The sequence below is a fragment of the Pseudomonas sp. MF6394 genome (assembly GCF_002018845.1).
GTDB classification, from domain to species: domain Bacteria; phylum Pseudomonadota; class Gammaproteobacteria; order Pseudomonadales; family Pseudomonadaceae; genus Aquipseudomonas; species Aquipseudomonas lactis.
Genome location: NZ_MVOJ01000027.1, coordinates 15,922 through 36,410 on the forward strand (window position 1 = coordinate 15,922; position 20,489 = coordinate 36,410).

The window sequence follows — 20,489 nt, forward strand, 5'->3', positions numbered from 1 at the left end:
CTCGAGCCTTAACCTCTGCATAGCGAAATCATGTCACGCGAAACCAGCCTGGGGGGACAAGTGGGGGGACATTAATTTCATTTAAAAATAAATACTTATAAATCAATATATTAATGATAATAAAAAGCCGCCCACAAGCCGGCTTTTTAATGCCTGTAAGAATGCAGTTCAATTGCCCAACAGCTGCTGGACAATTGAATCGTCAACAAAAGCGGGCAGGTATCCTACCCACCCTTTAATACGCGTCATTTAGGCTGCAAACACTCCACAGCCCTATCCGCCACCATCTTCGCCATCTCCACCAAATGCATTACCGCCCTCTGTGGCGCAGCCACTGACTCGCCGATCACCTGCGATGTAGCCAGCGCACAATGCAGCAGCTCAGCCACCTGCACCCAGGCATCCTCGAAGCTCAGTTCTTCATTGACCGTAAATGGGTTGGTCGGGTGTGACGACAACGTATCTGAACGAACGTTATCCATAGCAAAACTCCTAGCAGTAAGTGACTACCACCGTCCTTTCGCGACTAAACGAGCAGAGGTGGCGGCTGTACGCAGGTTAGTCGACCGGCCGCTAGGCACCGGCGCACCCGAGGGTGCCCTGCGCACAGCCACCATAAAGTGCAGGCGAGAAGACACCTTTCTTTGGGATGGCGCGTGCGCCTAGCGAGGTCCGGGCGACTAAACCCGATCACTGAATTAGCAGTGACGGTCAGCAGCCTAGTCACCCAATTCCACTGGCGCAAGCGGTTGGGATTCTCTCGGAAACGTCCTGCAAATGAAAGGGATCGGACCTGCTGGCTACTCAAAATCAGGCAATTCATTCCTGTTCTGCACAGCAAGCCGGAGGCCTGAAATCGGGCGCCAACCATTGTCCACTTTAAGTTGACAGTAAGACGCCTCCCACCCGATTTATCCCTCGTCACCCACCCATTAATCTGTGCTCATGTTGAACGCAACGCCCAACCAACCTAAACAAAAAAGGATTCAACCATGAGCGCTCCAACCTACAACCGCTTGAACAAAGACGACGCCATTGTTCTGCTGGTCGACCACCAGACCGGCCTGATCTCCCTGGTGCAGGACTTCTCCCCCAACGAGTTCAAGAACAACGTGCTGGCCCTGGCTGACCTGGCCAAGTTCTTCAACTTGCCGACCATCCTCACCACCAGTTTCGAGCAAGGCCCTAACGGCCCGCTGGTGCCGGAGCTGAAGGAGATGTTCCCGGACGCGCCGTATATCGCTCGCCCCGGTCAGATCAATGCCTGGGACAACGAGGATTTCGTCAAAGCGATCAAGGCCACCGGGCGTAAGCAGATCATCATTGCCGGTGTAGTAACGGATGTTTGTGTGGCGTTCCCGACCTTGTCGGCGCTGGCAGAAGGCTTTGAGGTGTTTGTGGTAACGGATGCGTCGGGCACGTTCAATACCACCGTGCAGCAAGCGGCGTGGAGCCGGATGACGCAGGCCGGTGCACAGTTGATGAACTGGTTCTCGGTGGCGTGTGAGTTGCACCGCGACTGGCGCAACGACATCGAAGGGCTGGGGAATCTGTTGTCCCAGCGGATTCCTAACTATCGCAATTTGATGAATGGGTACGCGGCGCTGACAGCTCATCAGAAGTAAACCAGCCGAGCATCACAAAAGCCTGCCTTTAAGCGCAGGCTTTTTCATAGGCGAATGGTTCTGTTCAGCCTGAATCAGGACCCCGTCAGACGTCCCTAATCCAGGATCAAGTGCGGCAGAAACCGGCTTGAGTCCTTGGTGATCAAGCTATTGTCCTCGCGCACACCGATGCCGGCGGCCTGGTCGCCAATTACCCAAGAGCCGATCAGCGTGTAGCTGTCACCAAATTTTGGCAGCGGTGCGAACTCTTGAAGGATGAAGGGCGCATCCGTGTAGGGGCCGTCTTCTTTTACAGTCAGGCCGTCGGCGGTTTGCAGTTCGATGTTGGCGCCTTCCCGTGAGAAGAAAGGTTTGCGCACCCAGCCTTTTGGCACGGCTTTACTTGGATCGGTGTCCAGGTGGGACGCGAGCAGGTTGGGGTGGCCTTTGTTGAATTCCCACAGCAGCGGCAGGATGCCTTTGTTGGAAATAATGGATTTCCACGCGGGCTCGAAGAACTGTGTGTCGCTCTGGGCAATCGCCGCACCAAAGGGTTCGTGGAAGATGAACTCCCAGGCATGCAGTTTGAACAGGTGGGGGATCCAGCGATCTTCAAGATCGACGAAGCGGCCTTCGCTGGTCAGGCCGATGTCTTCGATGTCGATGTGGCGGGATTCGATGCCGACCTTTTCGGCGACCAGACGCAGGTAGTCGGTGGTGCCTTTGTCTTCGATCGAGTCTTTCATCGAGGCGAAGTAGAACGGCTGGTTGACCTGCAACTGCGCGAAGGCCTGGTGCAGTTTGGTGTCGATGCTATTGAACTGGTCGGCGTGCTTGGGCAGCAGGCCGCGTTCGATGCATTGTTCCAGCCAGCCCCACTGGAATGCCGCGGCCTCGTAGAGGCTGGTGGGGGTGTCGTAGTTGAGCTCCAGCAGCTTGGCGGGCCCGCTGCCGTTGTAGGAGAAGTCCATGCGCCCGTACAGGTGCGGGTGGCCTTCGAGCCATGAGGTGCGGATCATGTCGTAGAAGGGCGCGGGGATGCTCAGGCGTTCAAGCAGTTCTTCGCTGTGGACCACGCGGGCGACGAGGTCCATGCACATGTCATGGAGCTCGGTGGTCGGGTCTTCGAGGTCGCGCTCGATTTGCTTGAGCGTGAACTGGTAGTACGCGCTTTCGTCCCAGTAGGGTTCGCCGTCGATGGTATGGAACAGGAAGCCGAGACTCTCGGCTGTATGTTTCCAGTCATGACGCTCTGCGCATTGGATCTTCTTCATGGCCGGTGTCCTTAGCTGCTCGACCCGCCGCCCCAGCCGCTGCGTGCGCTGGCTTTGCTGCCGAAGCCGCCCCGGGAGGTGGCCGATGAAACCGAGCTCGACTTAGGGGAAGAGCGCAGCGTGTTGGTGTAATTGCTGCTGCCGTACCGGGCTTGGTTGGAACGGCCAAAGGTCGCGCCATTTGACACGCGTTGGTTGAGCGTCGAGTTGCCGTAATTGCCGCGATCATCGCGATAGCGGTACACCGGCTCCGAGCGGTAGCTGTTGCGGTTGTTGCTCAGCATGTTGCCGATCAGCAGGCCGGTCAGCAGGCTGCTGGTAGAGAAGCCTGAGCCGCCGCCGCTGGCCTGAGCGTTGGCCGCTTGCGCATTGGCAGCGTCGACCTGGGATTGGGTCACCTGGCCTTCGGCGGTCAGTTCGAAACCGCCCAAGCGCGGGATGAATTTGCCGGTGGAGTCTTGCTGGCACCAGTCGGCAACAAAGTCGGCGTCGCAGTCGGCCTGGCTGTCGTACACCGGCGCTATACGGCGATGCTCGGCCATGGCCGTCATGTAGGCGTCCGAGCAGACGTCCACCGGAAGCTTTTCATCGGCGCATTGCTGTACCGACTGGAAGTTGTACTTCTTTTGCAGGTCGTAGGTTTTTTCCGTTGGGCCGCAGCCGGATATCGCCATGGCGACCGACGCTGCCAGCGACAGCTGGACGTACTTGCTTCGTTTCATCGGGAGCTCCGTGGGCAATCAGTTCGAGGTGGGCGTCATGCACGCGGCATTCAGCATGCCGACGCTGATGGCCACCGCGGCCACGTATATACCGGCCGCCAGTTCACCCTTCTTGATGCGCTCGGACGTGCCTTTGAGCACCAGGCTGGTCAGCAGGAACGCCAGCAGCTGGACGACGGCGGCGATCACGGCCCAGACGATGAAGTCGAGAACGTTGATCGAGTAGGCAATCACGTTGCTGGCCGGAATGGCGAAACCGACGATGGCACCGCCCAGGGCGACCGCTGCGGAGGTGTTGCCCGCACGGATCAGTTCGAACTCCTTGTGCGGGGTGATGCGGGTGTAGATGAACTGGAACAGCGCGAACAGTACCGCAGCCCCCAGGATGTAGAGGACAAAGCCGAGCACCGCAGCTTTGTTGAGGGAGATGGAGAGTGCTTCTAGCATGGACGGCTTCCTTTTTTAGAGCGTAGTCAGGTCGGTGGTGTACAGCGAAATGCCCAGGGATGTGCTCAGGCTGATGGTGCCTTCGGCATCTTCTTCGACGGAGAACAGCAGGAACTCTCGACGGTCGGTGAGGCCGGTGTCGCGGGCGTATAGCATCGAACGGTGCTCGACGCTGTAGGTGGCTTCTGGGCTGGTGACCTGTTCGCTCATCGCCACCAATTCGGTCTGGCCGTCCTCGCTGCCCCACTCCCGGAAGTACTCGACGCCGTCGTGGATGTAGGTCGGCAGCCCGATCAGGCTCTGTGGGCCCGCCAGCCTGCGCAGTTCCGCTTCACTGCTGATGGTGACGTAGCTGAGGTAGTTGAACAGAATCACTGACTCGACCTGGCCTGCGATCTGGCCGGTGGTGTGCACCTGCAACCAATAATCTTCGTCGTTCATGTAATAGCGCGACAGCCAGGTGGACTGGCCAAGATCGATGGTGCCATTGCTCCAGATTTCCTGGGAGCCGGGGATCACCACGTTGGTTTTTTCATCGAGCAGCAATTTCAGGGTGGTGTCGAACATCACGCCCTTACCCGGCGCCAGGCCCAAAGGGCCGGTAGCAGGCAGGCTTGGGCTGGCGGTTCGGCTCGAGTCGGTAGTGGCTTTTGGGGCCTCAAGCCCCATCAACTGTTTAAGCCATCCCATGGGAGATTTCCTTAAGTCGGGTGGAAGCGATGTAGAAGAGTTCGCCGCCTTTGACCTGTGTGGCATTGGGCGGGTTGATCGACGCCTGCTGAACACCTTGGGCGCGATAGCCGATGAGGGTGGCGTTGTGGCGTTCCTTCATCTGCGTGTACAGCTCGCCGAAGGTTGCCTCAAAGGCATCGGGCAATTTCATCAGGTACTGGGTGGCGCCCTGCCCCACGCACAGCAATTCATTGATCACCACCGACGAGCCCGGATCCTGAGAGGCGCGCACCAGCATTTCGATTGCCATGCTGGACGTGCATTCCAGCCGCGGGGCGTAGGAGCTGGCGAGTGCGGCGATTTCACTTTCGTTGAAGTGGGCGACCACATGCCCGACGGGGCTTAGTTGGTTCACCGCCAGCACGGTGGCCAGCGTCAGGTCATCAGACGGGGTTCGCACCAGCACACGCTCGGCACCGGGCACACCGGCACGCAGCAACAGCGCGGTGGAAGACAGGCTCTCGCCGCGGATGAACGCTGCTTTGCCCGGCATCGGGTTTTCTTCAAGGCTGCAATCGCAGATCACGATCAAGTTGTCGTTGGAGGTTTCGTCTTGCAGCAACAACTCAATCACCCGCTCGCTGGACGCGCCCTCCCAGCCGATCAGCACGGTATGGCCGACCTTGCCGGTGAAATCACCTTTGCCCTTCATGCCTTTTCTCCATGCATCGATAACACTGCTGGTGGTTTTGCCGATGGCTGCCGTGAGCAGCGCAATGCCCCCGAGCATGACCCAGGCCGCCACGAAAATTCGTCCCGCCGAGGTCTGCGGTGCGAGGTCGCCATAGCCGACGGTAAGTGTGGTGGTGAGATAGAAGTAGATAAACGTGGCGGGAGCGGTGAGGTGTTGTTCGCCCAGCAACACAAGGCCCAGGTAAGCCGTGCTCAGGTGGACACCCAAGGCAACGATCAGCCCTGCCCAACCGAAGCGGTGAAAGAGGGACGAGGCGTACATGCGTAACAGTAGGAAAATCGACATTTGGCCCCTGGCTCCCTGGGTACTTGAATCCTGACGACAGCATCGCCTCGGCTTCTGGATGCTCAAGTGCGTTCACCCGGCATTAAACCCGCTGCGCGGCCTGGATAGAAGTACCTTGGCTGCAATAAATCCAGCGAGCGCGCCAAACAGATGCCCTTCGAAGGAAATGCCCTGCCGGGGGAGGAAGCCCACGATCAGGCCGCCATATAGCAAAGCGACGACAGCGGCTGTTAGCAGATTGCCCCAGCTTCTGTGGAACCAGGCGCGAGAGAGCAGGTAGGCCCATAGCCCGAACACCCAACCGCTGGCGCCGACGTGTACGCCTGAAAAACCAAACAGCCAGACCAACAAGCCGCCCAGCAGAATGACGATGGCACTGACGGCAATGAACCGGCTGACCCCTTCGATCATGACCAAAGAGCCCAAGACCAAAAAAGCAATCAGGTTGGCGCTCAGGTGGGCGAAGGAGGCATGCAAAAACGGTGAAGTGAGGATACCGAACAGGCCCTGCACCGTTCTCGGGATCAGCCCGAACGCCATGAGGCTGTAACCGGTCGCCACATTGAGCAGTTGCAGCGCGACCATGAAGAGGGCCAGGCCTGCGATTGTCTTGAAACCGTTCAAGGCGTTCATCCTGACCTCAACATGAAAAGAAGTGCCCAATGCCGCTCAGTGAAACACCGCCCCTTGTGGGAGCGGCGGTGCGACGATTCGACTTGCTCGCGAAGGCGCCAGCTCAGTCAACATTGACAGTGACTGCCCCACCGCTTTCGCGAGCAAGCCCCACTTTGGTCTGCGCTGCTTGGACTTGCCTTTATTACTCAGCCGACTTTTGCTTCAGACGCTCCAGAATCGCATTGGCGCTGCCTTCGTTCGGCGTGATGCCGGCATCGCGCAGTTTGCGCTCCAGGTCCGTGCCCGTTGACGCATCAGCCAGCTCATCCTGGGCTTGCAGCTCAGCGGCACGTTGCTGCTGCTTGGCCTGCAAGCGGTTGAGCGTACCGACCGCGGTTTCCAGCTTGCCGTTAGCACCGCCGCTGGCAATGGAGGCACTGACCTGGGCCTTTTGCACGCTGTCGCGAGCCTTGGCCATGTCCACTTGCTGGCGCAGGCTTTTGATGCGGCTCTCGGCTTTGGTGATGTCTTTGCGCATGCTTTCAGCGTACCCACCGAACTCGGTGGTCTGCTTTTGCTCCACGTCCCGCTCGTTGGTCAGGGTCGAAATGGCTTCGGCCACTTCCAGGGCGAGGTCTTCACGGTTGGCCTGGATAGCGGCCATCGCCTTGGATTCCAGGTCTTTGATCTTGGCGTCGTACTCGCCAACGCGATCAGCCGCCAGTTTGTGCTTGGCCATGATGCTTACCAATTCACGCTTGGCGCTGGCCAAGGCGCTGTCGGCATCGCGAATTTCCTGGTCAAGGATGCGCAGGGCCTGTTGGTCGACGATCGATTCGCCGACTTCGCTGGCACCGCCACGCAACGCGGTGAACAATTTGCTCCAGATGGACTGAGTCATTGGATTTTCCCGAATAATTAAATGAAGAAACGTTCGAAGGCTTCGCTGGCGCGCTGCACGTTATCAACCAGGGTTTTCACCTCGGTCACGATGTTGGTCAGGCTGGAGTCGGAGCTGAGCGCACCGAACATGTTGTAAACCACCTGCCCGTTCGGCATGGACTCGATGCCGATGGACGACAACGGGAACATCTCCCGGCTGCGCAGCACCGCGTCGTTGAAGGCCGGCACGTCGTTGATGGACTCAGCGTCGACCAGGACGGTATCCACGATGATTTGCTCGCCCACCACCGCGATATAAATCGGCAAGCCACCAAAGTCGTTCATCTCCAGCTTGATGCTGGACTCGGAGCCTTGGACGAGAGAAAGCGTAATGTCATTGGACGTCACATCATCCAGGGCCTGAAGAGCACTGAAGAGGCGATCGATATTCCAGTTGGTACCTGCGCTCATGAAATTCTCCGACATGAATGAGCCAGCCAGGATCGGTTGGCGTAGCTGTTTCTCCATTTGCTTGAGCAGGCTTCGGTTTTCGGGAAGCACCCAAGTCTCGTGTTTCACATAACCGGCCGCCGCCAGCCCCGCGCGCATCTGCTTCATGTAAAAGCTCGACGGCTTTTTTGCGGACGGCTTCAAGCGCTCTCCCTTGAGGCTTGCTGAATCGGTATCGGGCCCTGCTGATGGGCTCGATGGAGAGCTGCTGTTCATGGTAATGACCTCGCTGTGAAAAACTCACGCGTGAGAAAATCTACAGGCAATCGGCAAGGGACTCAATAGCTCACGCGTGAGATTTTTCCTTACATTTTTCAGCCACCGAAAAGGGCCAGCCTACCCCGCCAACTCTCGCTCGATTTGCTCGATGCTAGGCAAGCTCGATTGCAGTTCGGCTGGCAAAGACTCCATCAGTTGATATTGCGCCACACCAATAGGTCGGTTGTTATCGCGCAGTGCATATTCAGCCACCACTTCATTTTTACCCTTGCACAACAAGAGGCCGATAGTCGGGCCATCCTGTGGGTGCTTTATCTCGGCATCCACCGCCGCGAGATAGAAGCTCAGTTTGCCCAGGTGCTCGGGTTTGAATTTGCCCGCCTTGAGTTCTATCACCACATAGCAACGTAGCTTGAGGTGATAGAACAACAGGTCGATGAAGAACTCATCGCCACCTACATTCAGCAGCACTTGCCGGCCAACGAAGGCAAAACCTGCGCCCAACTCCAACAAGAAGTCAGTGACGTGCTTGATCAGGGCTTTTTCGATCTCGCGCTCTTGCGCATTCAGCCCCAGGCTGAGGAAATCAAAGCGGTACGGGTCTTTGAGGGATTCGCACGCCAGGTCGGATTGCGCTTTGGGCAGATGGCTTTCGAAGTTGCTGACGGCCTTGCCAATGCGCTCCAGCAGGCGGTTTTCAATGTGCATCACCAGTGTGTTGCGCGACCAGTTATGTTTAACGGCCTGAATGATGTACCAACGACGAGTTTCGGGGCCGGGAAGCTTATCGAGCAGCACCACGTTGTGGCCCCAAGGCAATTGTGCAGCAGCCTGTTGCACAAATTCCGAATCCGGCCAGGCCTCAGCAAAAGCACGCATGTACTTCAAATTGCGCGGCGAAAAGCCCTTGATGTCAGGAAAGGCCGCCCGCAGATCTTGCGCAAGGCGGTCGATCACTTTGCTACCCCAACCTTGAGCGTGCTGACGCATCAAAATATCGTGCCCGATCTGCCAGTAGAGCAGCACCAGCTCACGATTAACGGCAATTGACGCACGCTGTTGCGCCTGATGGATACGGCCCTTGAGGTCTGTCAGCCAATCGCCGTAGCCCTCAGGAGGCGCGATCAACCCGATAGAAGTTTCGCTCATGCCTTTTTTACTCTGGTGTTTTCGGCAGGCTAGCCAGCCCACACTACTGTCACAAGCGTTCATGAGCACTTCAGGAAGGGTCCTGCGCACCTCACAGAAAGGTCCTGCTGGCCCTTGACTCTCCCCTATACGGCAACCCCTAGCCTGAATGCCCTTTTCAGGACCTATCACCATGAGTCAGCGCATCCTGGTCATTCTCGGCCACCCGTCCGCCGATAGTTTTTGTTCCGCTCTCGCGCACACTTATATCCACGCCGCTAAAACGGCCGGCCACGAAGTCCGCGTCCTGCGCCTGGGTGATCTCAGCTTCGACCCGATCCTTCATCATGCTTACACCCAGGTTCAAGCGCTGGAACCCGACTTGCTCAACGCCCAAGCCGACATCCTTTGGGCCGAGCACCTGGCGTGGGTTTTCCCTGTTTGGTGGGGCGGGGTCCCGGCTCTGATGAAGGGCTTTATCGACCGCGTTTTCCTCCCCGGCTTTGCCTTCAAATATCGCGCAGGCAAGGCATTCCCAGACAAGCTGTTAAAGGGCCGAACCGCGCACTTGTTAGTGACCCTCGACACGCCGCCGTGGTATTACCGCTGGGTTTATCGCATGCCGGCCATCCACCAGATGCGTCGTACCACGCTGACGCTTTGTGGCATCACGACGAGCAAGACGCTGCTGTTGGGGCCGGTGCTGGGCTCTACGCTGACGCAGCGGGCCAAGTGGCTGAAACAGACCGGCGCACTATTTGAAAAAGGGAGTTTTCATGTACATCGGCAAAGCCGCGCAGTTGTCCGGCACGACCATCAAGGCAATTCGTCACTATGAGGCGATCGGGCTGATGCCAGCGCCTGCGCGTCAGGGCGGTTATCGCGTTTATACCGAGCAGAGTGTCGAGCGGCTGATGTTTATAAAGTGCGCGCAACAGCTGGGGTTCAAGCTCAAGGAGTTGCAGGAGATTTTGCTGGGGTACGAGGGTAATGCGCTTCCTTGGGACAAGGCTGATCAAGCCATCGCCAATAAGAAGCAAGCGTTAGCCATGCAAATTGTGGCATTGCAGAATATGCATCGGGGTTTGTTGGCCTTCGAGGCCCAATTGAAAGCGGCGCAGGGGGAGTGCTCGGTCGCCATGAAAGCAAGCTGAGACTCGGTGAGCCGAATAAGGTCGCTAATCGGCTCATTGGGTGAGCCGAATAAACCCATCAATCGGCTCACATCCCCGTGTGTGCGCCACTCATTTGCCCCAATCCCCCATGTCTGCTAGTGTCGCGCCGGTTTACCGTCTACCGGAATTGCCGCCATGGCCCGCAAAAAAGTTGCACTCGATTTCGAACAATCCCTCGCCGACCTGCAAGCTTTGGTCGAGCGTCTGGAGAACGGCGAGTTGTCGCTGGAAGACTCGTTGACGGCGTTTGAGCAAGGCATCGGCCTGACCCGCGACTGTCAGAGCGCGCTGGCGCAGGCAGAGCAGAAGGTCCAGGTGTTGCTCGAGCGTGACGGCGAGTTGGCCGAAGAACCTTTCGATGCGGAACAGCCGGAATGATCAGCGCGTATCAGGCCAGTAGCCAAGCCCGGGTGAATGCGGCGCTGGAGCCCTTGTTTGTTGCGCCAAGCCCGGAAATGACTCGCCTCTATGAAGCCATGCGCTACAGCGTCATGAATGGTGGCAAGCGTGTGCGGCCGTTGCTGGCCTATGCGGCGTGTGAAGCCCTGGGCGCGCCTGCCGAAGAAGCCAATGGTGCCGCCTGCGCGGTGGAGCTGATCCACGCCTATTCCCTGGTGCATGACGACTTACCGGCAATGGACGACGACGATTTGCGTCGCGGCCAGCCCACGACCCACAAAGCCTTTGATGAAGCCTATGCGATCCTGGCCGGTGACGGCTTGCAGAGCCTGGCGTTCAGCGCATTGCTGGACCCGCGCTTGAGCAGCGTCAACGCCGAGATCCGCCTGCGCATGGTCACCGCCTTGGCCCACGCCGCAGGCCCGGCGGGCATGGTTGGCGGGCAAGCCATCGACATGGGCTCGGTCAGCCTCAAGCTGGATCAAAAAGCCCTCGAGCACATGCACCGCCACAAAACCGGAGCGCTGATTGAAGCGGCCGTGCATCTAGGCGCCTTGGCCAGTGGCCGCGCCGACGCCGAGCACTTGGCGGCCCTGCACACCTATTCCCGCGCGATCGGCCTGGCCTTCCAGGTGCAGGACGATATTCTCGACGTGGAAAGTGACACCGCCACCCTCGGTAAACGCCAAGGCGCCGATATCGCACGGGACAAGCCGACTTATCCTGCGTTGCTCGGGCTGCAAGCCGCAAAGGCGTATGCCATCGAGCTGCGCGACCAGGCCCTGGACGCCCTGCGACCTTTCGACGCGGCGGCCGAGCCACTGCGTGACCTGGCGCGGTATATCGTCGAACGTCGCCACTGACAGCCGCGGCCATTTGCGCCGCATATCGGCCAAGTTCGGCGCTCTGCGTGGGCAGTTTGCACGGCTTGAGGTAAACTGCCGCCTCTTCTATACCTATAACGATTCGCCTGATGCCCACGACGTTTCAAGAGATTCCCCGCAAACGCCCGTCCACGCCCCTGCTCGACCGTGCTGCCACGCCGGACGGCCTGCGTCGACTGGGTGAAGCCGAGCTGGAAACCCTGGCCGATGAGCTGCGCCTGGAATTGCTCTACACGGTCGGCCAGACCGGTGGGCATTTTGGCGCCGGGCTGGGCGTGATCGAGCTGACCATCGCCTTGCATTACGTGTTCGACACCCCGGACGACCGGCTGGTGTGGGACGTGGGCCACCAGGCGTATCCGCATAAAATCCTCACCGGCCGTCGCGAGCGCATGGCCAGCCTGCGCCAGAAGGACGGCCTGGCCGCCTTCCCGCGCCGTGCCGAGAGCGAGTACGACACCTTTGGCGTCGGCCACTCCAGCACCTCCATCAGCGCAGCGCTGGGCATGGCGATTGCCGCCCGCCTGCAAGGCAGTGAGCGCAAGGCGATTGCGGTGATTGGTGATGGCGCGCTGACTGCCGGCATGGCCTTCGAAGCGCTGAACCATGCGCCGGAAGTGGACGCCAACATGTTGGTGATCCTCAACGACAACGACATGTCGATTTCGCGCAACGTGGGTGGCCTGTCCAATTACCTGGCGAAGATCCTCTCCAGCCGCACCTATGCCAGCATGCGCGAAGGCAGCAAGAAAGTGCTGTCGCGTCTGCCTGGCGCGTGGGAAATCGCGCGTCGCACCGAAGAATATGCCAAGGGCATGCTGGTCCCCGGCACGCTGTTCGAAGAGCTGGGCTGGAACTACATCGGCCCTATCGACGGCCACGACCTGCCCACCCTGATCGCCACGTTGCGCAACATGCGCGACCTCAAGGGCCCGCAGTTCCTGCATATCGTCACCAAGAAAGGCAAAGGTTTCGCTCCGGCGGAAGTCGACCCGATTGGTTACCACGCGATCACCAAACTCGAACCCCTCGATGCCCCCGCCGCCGCGCCGAAAAAGGCCAGCGGGCCGAAGTATTCCGGGGTGTTTGGCGAATGGCTGTGCGACATGGCCGCCGCCGACCCGCGCCTGGTGGGTGTGACCCCGGCGATGAAGGAAGGCTCCGACCTGGTGGCGTTCAGCGAGCGTTTCCCGCTGCGTTACTTCGATGTGGCGATTGCCGAGCAACACGCCGTGACCTTCGCGGCCGGCATGGCCTGCGAAGGCGCCAAGCCGGTGGTGGCGATCTACTCCACCTTCCTGCAACGCGGTTATGACCAGCTGGTTCACGATGTAGCGGTACAGAACCTCGACGTGCTGTTCGCCATCGACCGTGCCGGCCTGGTGGGCGAAGACGGCCCGACACACGCGGGCAGCTTCGACCTGTCGTACCTGCGTTGCATCCCCGGCATGCTGGTAATGACGCCGAGCGACGAGAACGAACTGCGCAAGATGCTCAGCACCGGCCACCTGTACAACGGCCCGGCCGCTGTGCGGTACCCGCGCGGCACTGGCCCCAACGCCGTGATCGAAAAAGACCTGGAGCCGATTGAAATCGGTAAAGGCATTGTGCGTCGCCAAGGCAGCAAAACTGCGTTCCTGGTGTTTGGCGTGCAACTGGCCGAAGCCTTGAAAGTCGCCGAGAAGATCGACGCCACCGTGGTCGACATGCGGTTCGTCAAGCCACTGGATGAAGCGTTGGTACGCGAGATCGCCGCTGGCCATGAGCTGCTGGTGACCGTCGAAGAAAACGCCATCATGGGCGGCGCCGGTGCGGCGGTCAGCGAGTTCCTGGCGCGGGAGAATATCCTCAAGTCGGTGCTGCATCTGGGCTTGCCGGATGTGTACGTCGAACACGCCAAGCCGGCGCAGATGCTGGCTGAGTGCGGGCTGGATGAGGCGGGTATCGAGGCGTCTGTCCGCGAGCGTTTGGCGCTACTAAATCTGTAATCAGCCCAAACTGTGGGAGCTGGCTTGCCTGCGATGACGGCGGCACATTCGCTAACAATGTGTCAGATACACCGCTATCGCAGGCAAGCCAGCTCTTACCGTGGTTTTGCATGACATTCGAATGCTATGGACAGCCCATGAAACGCCTGTGCCTTGCCCTGCTACTGCTCCCCTGCGCCGACCTACTCGCCGACACCCGCGACCAGGCCCTGAAGCTCTCCGACGTGGTTATCAGCGCCAACCGCCAAGTCCAGGCGCGTAACGACAGCAGCGCCGCCAACACCGTCTTCACCCGCGCCGACATCGACCGCCTGCAACCCACCAGCGTCACCGACCTGCTCAGCCGCGTGCCGGGCGTGCAAGTTGCGCCAACCGGTGGGCGTGGCAGTTTGCCGGGGATTTTTATTCGTGGCACCAAGTCGGCGCAGAGCCTGGTGCTGGTGGACGGCCAACGCATCGCCAACACCACCTCCGGCGACAGCGGCTTGCAATACCTCAACGTCGATCAGATTGAACGGGTGGAAGTGCTGCGCGGTTCGCGTTCGGTGATTTACGGCAGCGATGCGATTGGTGGGGTGATTCAGGTGTTCACCCGGCGCAATGCCGAGCAAGGCTTGCAGCCGCGCTTGAAACTGGGGTTTGGCAGCAACCAGACCTGGGAGCGCAGCCTGGGCCTGTCGGGCGGCGATGAACACACGCGTTTCAACCTGGGCGCGAGCCTGGATGAAACTGCCGGTATCAACGCGAGCCACGCGTCGTTTCCCAGTGATGGCGACCATGATGCCTACCGCAATCAGTCGATCAGCCTGAACCTCAGCCATTCGTTCAGCGATGAGCTGGAGGCGGGCTTCAACCTGTTGGATAACCGTGGCAAGTCGGAGTATGACAACAGTTATGGCCGCTACGACGGTGCCACCGGGCAGAGCCTCGGCCAGAAACCCTACACCGACTACACCGTGAGCAGCGCCAGCGGCTATGTCGATGCCAAGCTCAATGACAGCTGGCAGTCGCGCCTGGAGCTGGGCCACAGTGAAAACCGCGACACCAAGCGCGATACCCTCAGCGATGATTACAGTGCATTCAACACCTACCGCGACTCGGTCAATTGGCAGAACGACCTGACCCTGGATGAGCAAAACAGCCTGATCGTCGGCGGCGATTGGTACGAAGACCGTTTCCACGGTTCCACCACCTTTACCGAGAACAGCCGCTGGAACCGGGCGGCCTTTGTGCAGCACCGTTTCAAGAGCCAGTGGTTTTCCACCGAGCTGGGCCTGCGCCGCGACCAGAACCAGCAGTTCGGCGGCCAAAACAGTTGGAGCGGCACCCTGACCGTGCCGGTCAACCCTGACAATGACCTGCTCCTGAGCTACAGCGAAGGCTTCCGCGCGCCGACCTTCAATGACCTCTATTACCCCGACACGCAGTACAGCAACCCCAATCTGCAGCCTGAGACCTCAAAGAGCTACGAACTACAATGGCGCAGCCAACTGACCGACAGCGCACGCCTGGAAGCCTCGCTGTATCGCACTGATCTGAGCGACGCGATCATCCTTGACGCTGGCAAGCCGCAAAACGTGGCGGCGGCGCGGATCAACGGCTTTGAAGCGGCGCTCAAGCAGGAACTGTTTGGCTGGCAGGGCAACCTGGGCCTGTCGCTTATCGACCCGCGTGACCGTGACAGCGGCCACACCCTGGCACGTCGCGCACGGCGCACGGTGAACCTGGATCTGGACCGACAATTTGATCAGCTCGGTCTCGGCGCGAGTTGGCAGGCGATCAGCAGCAGCTACGACGATGAAGCCAACCGCAACCGTCTGGGCGGTTATGCCTTGTTGGGGCTGCGCAGTAGTTGGGCGTTGAACCGGGAGGTGTCGTTGTCGCTGAAGGTGGATAACGTGCTGGACAAGGCTTATGCACGGGCGAAATACAGCTACCTCGGCGAGGCTCAGAATTATCGTGAAGAAGGTCGGGTGTGGATGGTTGGGCTGACATGGACACCTGAGTTCTGAGGGGCCTGCACCGATGTCATCGCAGGCAAGCCAGCTCCCACAATTGAAATGCATTCCCCTGTGGGAGCTGGCTTGCCTGCGATAGCGGTTTCACAGGTTAGGTGATAAAACCTGACACAACCGCCCCACCGCCTCCAACATCTGCCCACTCGGCCGCTCCAGGCCCTTGTCCGGCACTAACCGTACCCGAGCAGCCATCATTGGCCATGCCTTCCAAGCGTCCTTCTGAGCCTGATCCCCCACCAGGATCACCTCCGGATCACGCGCCAGCACCGACTCGATATTCACCTGCGGCGCCGGCAACTTCAGGTCATCAAACACATTGCGCGCCCCGCACACACTGAGGGCATCGCTGATGATCTGCCCACCGCCCACGGTGTACAGCGGCTGGTTCCACACTTGGTAGAACACCCGCAGCGGCTCAGCCCGTTGGTAGCGCTGGCGTAATTCGGCCAAGCGCTGGCGCAATTGTGCAGCACGCTCTCGCCCTGCCTCAGCGCGGCCCAATTGCTCGGCAATGGCTTGCACCTGAGTGGTCAGTTGTTCAAGGCTGTGGGGTTCGGCGACGTACACCGGGATATTCAACCGCTGGAGCTGCTCGCGCTGGGCCGGGCCAACACTGCCAGGCCACAGCAGGATCAGGTCGGGTTTGAGGCTGAGCAGGCGCTCCATGTCCAACTGGCCGTAATGCCCGACCGAGGGCACCTTCGCCAACGCCACCGGGCGCTCACCACCATCAAGTACGCCAACCAGCAAGTCGTCGGCGCCCAGTTCAAGCACGATTTCAGACAGTGACGGCGCCAGGCTGACAACTCGCTCGACCGCCCAGCCCTGGGCACTGAATACCAGCAGCAGCGCCAGCCAGTAGCGCTTCATCCCAACTGACGCGGTATGCGATAGAGGTAGAACAGCACCAGCGTCGACAACGCCAACAGAAACAGCGGCACCGCCTCCAGACCGACGAATACCGCCAGCGCACCGATCCAGGCAGGCAGCGCGGCCACCAGCAAGGCCGTGCGCCGTCGCGCCGCCAGGGTGATCCAGGCTGCGGGCTCTTCAGCAGTATCAAGGGCTTTGGAGGTGGCGATCAGTGCGTGTTTATAAGCATGAAAATAACGCAGGCTGAGAAACATCGAGGCCACGCCGGCGATGAAAAACGGCATGGCCAAGACGGGCAACAAGGATTCAGCACGACCAAACAGCAGGTTGATCACAAACAAAGGCAGCAATGCCAGGGCCAGGTACTGCCACCAATTGAAGGACAGTCGCCGTTTCACCTGGCCACGGGTCACGCGCGGTCGACCTCGCCCTGGTGCTCGTTGCCCATCATGTGGTCGAGCTTGCTGGCTTTGGTGGCCAGGTAGAGTTTGTTGTGCGGGTTGTGCCCGGTGTGCAGCGGCACGCGCTCGGCCACGGTGATGCCCATCTCGGTCAAGGCTTTGACCTTGCGGGGGTTGTTGGTCATCAGGCGCAGGGATTTGACCCCCAGGTGCTCGAGCATCGGCAGGCAGATGGCGTAGTCGCGCTGGTCGGCAGCAAAGCCCAGACGCTCGTTGGCCTCCACGGTATCGGCGCCGCCGTCTTGCAGTTCGTAGGCGCGGATCTTGTTCAACAGGCCAATGCCGCGGCCTTCCTGACGCAAGTACAGCAACACGCCACGGCCTTCACGGGCGATGGCCTGCAGTGCGGCCTCCAGTTGCGAGCCGCAGTCACAGCGCTGGCTGAACAGCGCATCGCCGGTCAGGCACTCGGAATGCACACGCCCCAGCACCGGCTCACCATCGGTGATGTCACCGAGGCTGAGCACAACGTGCTCGCGCCCGGTGGCCTCTTCAAGAAAGCCGTTCATGGTGAACGTGGCAAAAGGGGTAGGCAGCTTGGAAGCGGCGACGAAAACGACGGGCACCGTGTGCTCCTGATTTCAGATTTCACAGAGGCGGGCATTGTAACAGCACGTTCCTACAGACGCTTAAGCTGAATTATCGCTGATAAAGATCAATAGGTTCGATTGGCCTTTGGATTGATTCTATGTAGGCGCGAGCTTGCTCGCGAAAGTGGTCAACGATGACGCGGTATCCTGGGTGAGCGCGGCGTTTATGAGTTTTTCGCGAGCAAGCTCGCTCCTACAGGGGGTAGGGTTGTTTCCAGCGGTCGAAAATCGCTTTCAGCTCTCCGGTCTTGACCAGGCTGGCCAAGCGCTGGTCATACACGGCCATCAATGCCCTGCCGCGCTCGGTGTCGGCGAAGGCTACGTAGAGCGGTAGTTCAGCGATATGGGTGAGTTTGAATAGCGCCGGGTCTTGCGCCTGGCTGAGCACGTATTTGGCTTCGGTAAGGGCATCGATATAAAAATCGGCGCGGCCGTGTTGCAGCATCGGCAGAATGCCGCTGCGTCGCTCGATCTGGTTGAAGCGCTGCACATTGGGCAGGTAACCCTCGTATTTATAGCCACGCACCCAGGCCAGGCGGTACTCGCCTAGGGTCGCCAGGGTCGGCGTGGGTGCAGTGGCCAGCCCGAGGGCGTAGACGTGATCGGCGTCGAAGTTCCAGCGCGGGTACAGCACACCACTGGCCTCCTCGCGATAGGTGCCGACACACCCATCCACTTCACCACGCTGGGCCAGGCCAATCGAGCGGGTGTAGGGCACGCTGCGGGTGTGCACGGTGATGCCAGCCGGTTCAAAGACTTGGCGCAACACGTCCCAGGCCAGGCCGCTGCCATCTTTGTTGGTGTAGTCGTTCCATTCCTCACTGGCCAGCACGATTTTGCCGGGCACGGGAGTGCTCGCCTGGGCCAGGGAAGCGAAGGTACACAGCACGATCAGCAGCCAGCGGCATGCAGCCATGGTCACGGCCTCTTACTCGGGATAATCGTCTAAAGGGTAGCGCAGAGCGCCGGCTCAGGGCGTCTGGCGAAAATGCTGGTAGCCGCGCACGGCCGGGGTGATGTCCTGGCCGTTGCCGTCGAGCAGCGTCACGCCCTGCCCCGCTTCGACTCGGCCGATCACATGCACTGGCCAGCCATCGGCCTGCAACGGTGCCAACTGGGACGGTGGCAAGGTGAACGCCAGTACATAGTCGTCGCCCCCGCTCAACGCCGCCACGTGAGCCTGGTCTTCACCGACAAACGCCTGCAAGGCCGCAGACAACGGCAACCGCTGGCGCTCAATCACCAGGCGCACCGCTGACGCCTTGGCGATATGCCCACAATCGGCCAGCAGCCCATCGGAGATATCCATGGCCGCAGTCGCCTTGCCCCGCAACGCCAGCCCCAGGGCCAACTGCGGTTGCGGCGACCAGTAATGAGCCAGCAGCGGCTCGGCGATTGCTGCGTCAGCCGTGCGCTGCCCCACTACCAGCGGCAAGGCGCCCGCGGCATTGCCCAGCTCGCCGCCGACACACAGCAAATCACCCGGCTGAGCACCGCTGCGCGTCAAGGCCTGGCCAGCCGGCACACGGCCGAACACGGTCAGGGTGAGGCTCAGCGGCCCACGGGTGGTATCGCCGCCCACCAAGCCTACGCCGCAGCTTTGCGCCATGGCGTTCAAGCCTTGGGCATAGCGTTGCAGCCAATCGGCTTCGACGCTCGGCGTGGTCAGGGCAAGGGTAAAGGCGAGGGGGTGGGCGCCCATGGCGGCCAGGTCGCTCACCGCCACGGCCAGCGAGCGCTGGCCGAGCAGGAACGGGTCACAGGGGTCGGCAAAATGCACCCCTGCTACCAGCGTATCGGTAGAGACTGCCAGTTGCTCCCCAGCGGGAAGCGCCAGCAAGGCGCAGTCGTCGCCGATCCCCAGGGCAATGCCTTCGCCGCCTTGCGCACAAGGCGCAGCGGCGAAGTAGGTGCGGATCAGCTCAAACTCACCCATTGAAGATTCAAGCGCAGATTAGCGCTTGTGTTCCTTCACTTCGGCTTCACGCAGGCGCGGGGCCAGCTTGTCGAGCACGCCGTTGACGAATTTGTGGCCGTCGGTCGAACCGTAGACTTTCGCCAGTTCGATGCCTTCGTTGATCACGACGCGGTACGGCACGTCGACGCGCTTGAGCAGCTCCCAGGTGGACAGACGCATCACGCACAGTTCAACCGGGTCGAGTTCTTCGATGGTCAGGTCCAGGCAAGGCGCCAGGGCTGTGTCGATCTCGGTCAGGTTGGCGTGCACACCATGAAGGATGTCGTGGAAGTAGCTCTGGTCGGCGAAGGTGAAATCGTTATCGACGCGAAACTGTGCCTCGATTTCGTTCAGCGAAGCGCCCGCCAGGTGTCGCTGGTACAGCGCCTGGGTCGCAAGTTGACGCGCCTTGCGACGCTTCTCGCTCTTGGACGGCTTGCCAGCATCGGCAGGACGCGGCTCCTGAGGGTTGAACTGATCGCTTTCGTCGGAAATCACTTGGCCTCCAACTGCGACAGCAGGCTGACCATTTCCAGGGCGGACAAGGCAGCTTCGGCGCCTTTGTTACCGGCCTTGGTGCCGGAACGCTCGATGGCTTGCTCGATGGAATCCACGGTCAGTACGCCGAAAGCGACTGGCACGCCGAACTCCATGGACACCTGGGCCAGGCCCTTGGTGCATTCGCCGGCCACGTATTCGAAGTGCGGGGTACCGCCACGAATCACCGCGCCCAGGGCGATGATCGCCGCGTATTCACCCTGCTGAGCAACTTTTTGCGCAACCAGTGGAATTTCGAAGGCGCCAGGCGCGCGGATAAGGGTGATATCGCTCTCGCTCACACCGTGGCGAACCAGGGCGTCAACCGCACCGCTTACCAGGCTTTCAACCACGAAGCTGTTGAAGCGGCCAACCACCAGGGCATAGCGGCCTTTGGGGGCGATGAAGGTACCTTCGATGGTCTTCAGGGTCATTCGACAAATCTCTTAAAGAGCCGGGACGCGAAAAGTGCGTCCCTCAGTGATGATTTAACCG

The 20,489-nt window shown here is 60.1% G+C and carries 24 protein-coding genes; 7 read left to right on the plus strand and 17 right to left on the minus strand.

Annotation, left to right across the window (positions count from 1 at the left end; genetic code table 11):
- Window positions 1-245: 245 nt before the first annotated feature.
- Window positions 246-482 (minus strand): hypothetical protein, encoded by a 237-nt coding sequence (locus MF6394_RS23470; protein ID WP_057711958.1) that lies wholly within the window; start codon window positions 480-482, stop codon window positions 246-248.
- A 510-nt stretch (window positions 483-992) separates the two neighbouring features.
- Here MF6394_RS23470 and ycaC point away from each other — a divergent pair.
- Window positions 993-1,625 (plus strand): isochorismate family cysteine hydrolase YcaC, encoded by a 633-nt coding sequence (gene ycaC, locus MF6394_RS23475; protein ID WP_003194533.1) that lies wholly within the window; start codon window positions 993-995, stop codon window positions 1,623-1,625.
- Window positions 1,626-1,720: 95 nt separating this feature from the next.
- Here ycaC and MF6394_RS23480 read toward each other — a convergent pair whose 3' ends face one another.
- The 9 genes from MF6394_RS23480 to MF6394_RS23520 all read right to left on the minus strand — a co-directional run bounded on the left by MF6394_RS23480 (window position 1,721) and on the right by MF6394_RS23520 (window position 9,133).
- Window positions 1,721-2,878, minus strand: coding sequence for a glutathionylspermidine synthase family protein (locus tag MF6394_RS23480; protein ID WP_078467686.1), 1,158 nt, complete (start codon window positions 2,876-2,878; stop codon window positions 1,721-1,723).
- An 11-nt stretch (window positions 2,879-2,889) separates the two neighbouring features.
- Window positions 2,890-3,600, minus strand: a complete 711-nt coding sequence (locus MF6394_RS23485) for a DUF1190 domain-containing protein (RefSeq protein ID WP_034126869.1) — start codon at window positions 3,598-3,600, stop codon at window positions 2,890-2,892.
- A gap of 18 nt (window positions 3,601-3,618) precedes the next feature.
- On the minus strand, window positions 3,619-4,047 hold the full coding sequence (locus MF6394_RS23490) for a DUF350 domain-containing protein (protein ID WP_003194539.1): 429 nt from the start codon (window positions 4,045-4,047) through the stop codon (window positions 3,619-3,621).
- A gap of 15 nt (window positions 4,048-4,062) precedes the next feature.
- Window positions 4,063-4,737, minus strand: coding sequence for a DUF2491 family protein (locus MF6394_RS23495; RefSeq protein ID WP_060764033.1), 675 nt, complete (start codon window positions 4,735-4,737; stop codon window positions 4,063-4,065).
- Window positions 4,724-5,758, minus strand: coding sequence for an ion channel (locus MF6394_RS23500; protein ID WP_056785215.1), 1,035 nt, complete (start codon window positions 5,756-5,758; stop codon window positions 4,724-4,726). The genes MF6394_RS23495 and MF6394_RS23500 overlap by 14 nt, the downstream gene beginning before the upstream one ends.
- 72 nt (window positions 5,759-5,830) lie before the next feature.
- Window positions 5,831-6,391: a rhomboid family intramembrane serine protease gene (locus tag MF6394_RS23505; protein WP_044269027.1), complete on the minus strand. Its 561-nt coding sequence runs from the start codon at window positions 6,389-6,391 to the stop codon at window positions 5,831-5,833.
- A gap of 184 nt (window positions 6,392-6,575) precedes the next feature.
- Window positions 6,576-7,274: a PspA/IM30 family protein gene (locus MF6394_RS23510; RefSeq protein ID WP_047711872.1), complete on the minus strand. Its 699-nt coding sequence runs from the start codon at window positions 7,272-7,274 to the stop codon at window positions 6,576-6,578.
- A gap of 17 nt (window positions 7,275-7,291) precedes the next feature.
- Window positions 7,292-7,873, minus strand: a complete 582-nt coding sequence (locus MF6394_RS23515) for a YjfI family protein (RefSeq protein ID WP_032895109.1) — start codon at window positions 7,871-7,873, stop codon at window positions 7,292-7,294.
- 228 nt (window positions 7,874-8,101) lie between these two features.
- A complete protein-coding gene (locus tag MF6394_RS23520) occupies window positions 8,102-9,133 on the minus strand; it encodes a PDDEXK nuclease domain-containing protein (RefSeq protein WP_078467687.1) in 1,032 nt (343 codons plus the stop codon).
- 172 nt (window positions 9,134-9,305) lie between these two features.
- Here MF6394_RS23520 and MF6394_RS23525 point away from each other — a divergent pair, with 172 nt between their 5' ends.
- The 6 genes from MF6394_RS23525 to MF6394_RS23550 all read left to right on the plus strand — a co-directional run bounded on the left by MF6394_RS23525 (window position 9,306) and on the right by MF6394_RS23550 (window position 15,570).
- Window positions 9,306-9,950, plus strand: coding sequence for an NAD(P)H-dependent oxidoreductase (locus MF6394_RS23525; RefSeq protein WP_078467688.1), 645 nt, complete (start codon window positions 9,306-9,308; stop codon window positions 9,948-9,950).
- Window positions 9,889-10,266 carry a MerR family transcriptional regulator gene (locus MF6394_RS23530; protein WP_078467689.1) on the plus strand — a complete coding sequence of 126 codons (378 nt, stop codon included), beginning with the start codon at window positions 9,889-9,891 and terminating at the stop codon, window positions 10,264-10,266. Before MF6394_RS23525 ends, MF6394_RS23530 begins: the two co-directional genes overlap by 62 nt.
- A gap of 156 nt (window positions 10,267-10,422) precedes the next feature.
- Entirely contained in the window at window positions 10,423-10,665 is a 243-nt protein-coding gene (locus MF6394_RS23535; RefSeq protein ID WP_003194556.1) for an exodeoxyribonuclease VII small subunit, read from the plus strand.
- Window positions 10,662-11,549, plus strand: coding sequence for a (2E,6E)-farnesyl diphosphate synthase (gene ispA / locus MF6394_RS23540; RefSeq protein ID WP_057711947.1), 888 nt, complete (start codon window positions 10,662-10,664; stop codon window positions 11,547-11,549). The genes MF6394_RS23535 and ispA overlap by 4 nt, the downstream gene beginning before the upstream one ends.
- A 110-nt stretch (window positions 11,550-11,659) precedes the next feature.
- Complete coding sequence (gene dxs / locus MF6394_RS23545; protein WP_003194559.1) at window positions 11,660-13,558, plus strand: 1-deoxy-D-xylulose-5-phosphate synthase; 1,899 nt, start codon at window positions 11,660-11,662, stop codon at window positions 13,556-13,558.
- A 137-nt stretch (window positions 13,559-13,695) separates the two neighbouring features.
- Window positions 13,696-15,570 (plus strand): TonB-dependent receptor domain-containing protein, encoded by a 1,875-nt coding sequence (locus MF6394_RS23550; RefSeq protein WP_078467690.1) that lies wholly within the window; start codon window positions 13,696-13,698, stop codon window positions 15,568-15,570.
- A gap of 90 nt (window positions 15,571-15,660) precedes the next feature.
- Here the strand turns inward: MF6394_RS23550 and MF6394_RS23555 are convergent, their stop codons facing one another.
- The 7 genes from MF6394_RS23555 to ribH form a co-directional block, all read right to left on the minus strand.
- On the minus strand, window positions 15,661-16,446 hold the full coding sequence (locus MF6394_RS23555; RefSeq protein ID WP_047711877.1) for a cobalamin-binding protein: 786 nt from the start codon (window positions 16,444-16,446) through the stop codon (window positions 15,661-15,663).
- Window positions 16,443-16,862: a hypothetical protein gene (locus MF6394_RS23560; RefSeq protein WP_044269046.1), complete on the minus strand. Its 420-nt coding sequence runs from the start codon at window positions 16,860-16,862 to the stop codon at window positions 16,443-16,445. Before MF6394_RS23560 ends, MF6394_RS23555 begins: the two co-directional genes overlap by 4 nt.
- Complete coding sequence (gene ribA, locus MF6394_RS23565) at window positions 16,859-17,476, minus strand: GTP cyclohydrolase II (RefSeq protein WP_003194569.1); 618 nt, start codon at window positions 17,474-17,476, stop codon at window positions 16,859-16,861. Before ribA ends, MF6394_RS23560 begins: the two co-directional genes overlap by 4 nt.
- 217 nt (window positions 17,477-17,693) lie before the next feature.
- A complete protein-coding gene (locus tag MF6394_RS23570; RefSeq protein ID WP_047711878.1) occupies window positions 17,694-18,416 on the minus strand; it encodes a substrate-binding periplasmic protein in 723 nt (240 codons plus the stop codon).
- Window positions 18,417-18,470: 54 nt separating this feature from the next.
- Window positions 18,471-19,436 carry a thiamine-phosphate kinase gene (gene thiL / locus MF6394_RS23575; protein ID WP_044269050.1) on the minus strand — a complete coding sequence of 322 codons (966 nt, stop codon included), beginning with the start codon at window positions 19,434-19,436 and terminating at the stop codon, window positions 18,471-18,473.
- An 18-nt stretch (window positions 19,437-19,454) separates the two neighbouring features.
- Window positions 19,455-19,955 carry a transcription antitermination factor NusB gene (nusB, locus tag MF6394_RS23580; protein ID WP_044269051.1) on the minus strand — a complete coding sequence of 167 codons (501 nt, stop codon included), beginning with the start codon at window positions 19,953-19,955 and terminating at the stop codon, window positions 19,455-19,457.
- Entirely contained in the window at window positions 19,952-20,428 is a 477-nt protein-coding gene (gene ribH / locus MF6394_RS23585) for a 6,7-dimethyl-8-ribityllumazine synthase (protein ID WP_003194576.1), read from the minus strand. The genes nusB and ribH overlap by 4 nt, the downstream gene beginning before the upstream one ends.
- Between the last annotated feature and the right edge of the window lie 61 nt (window positions 20,429-20,489).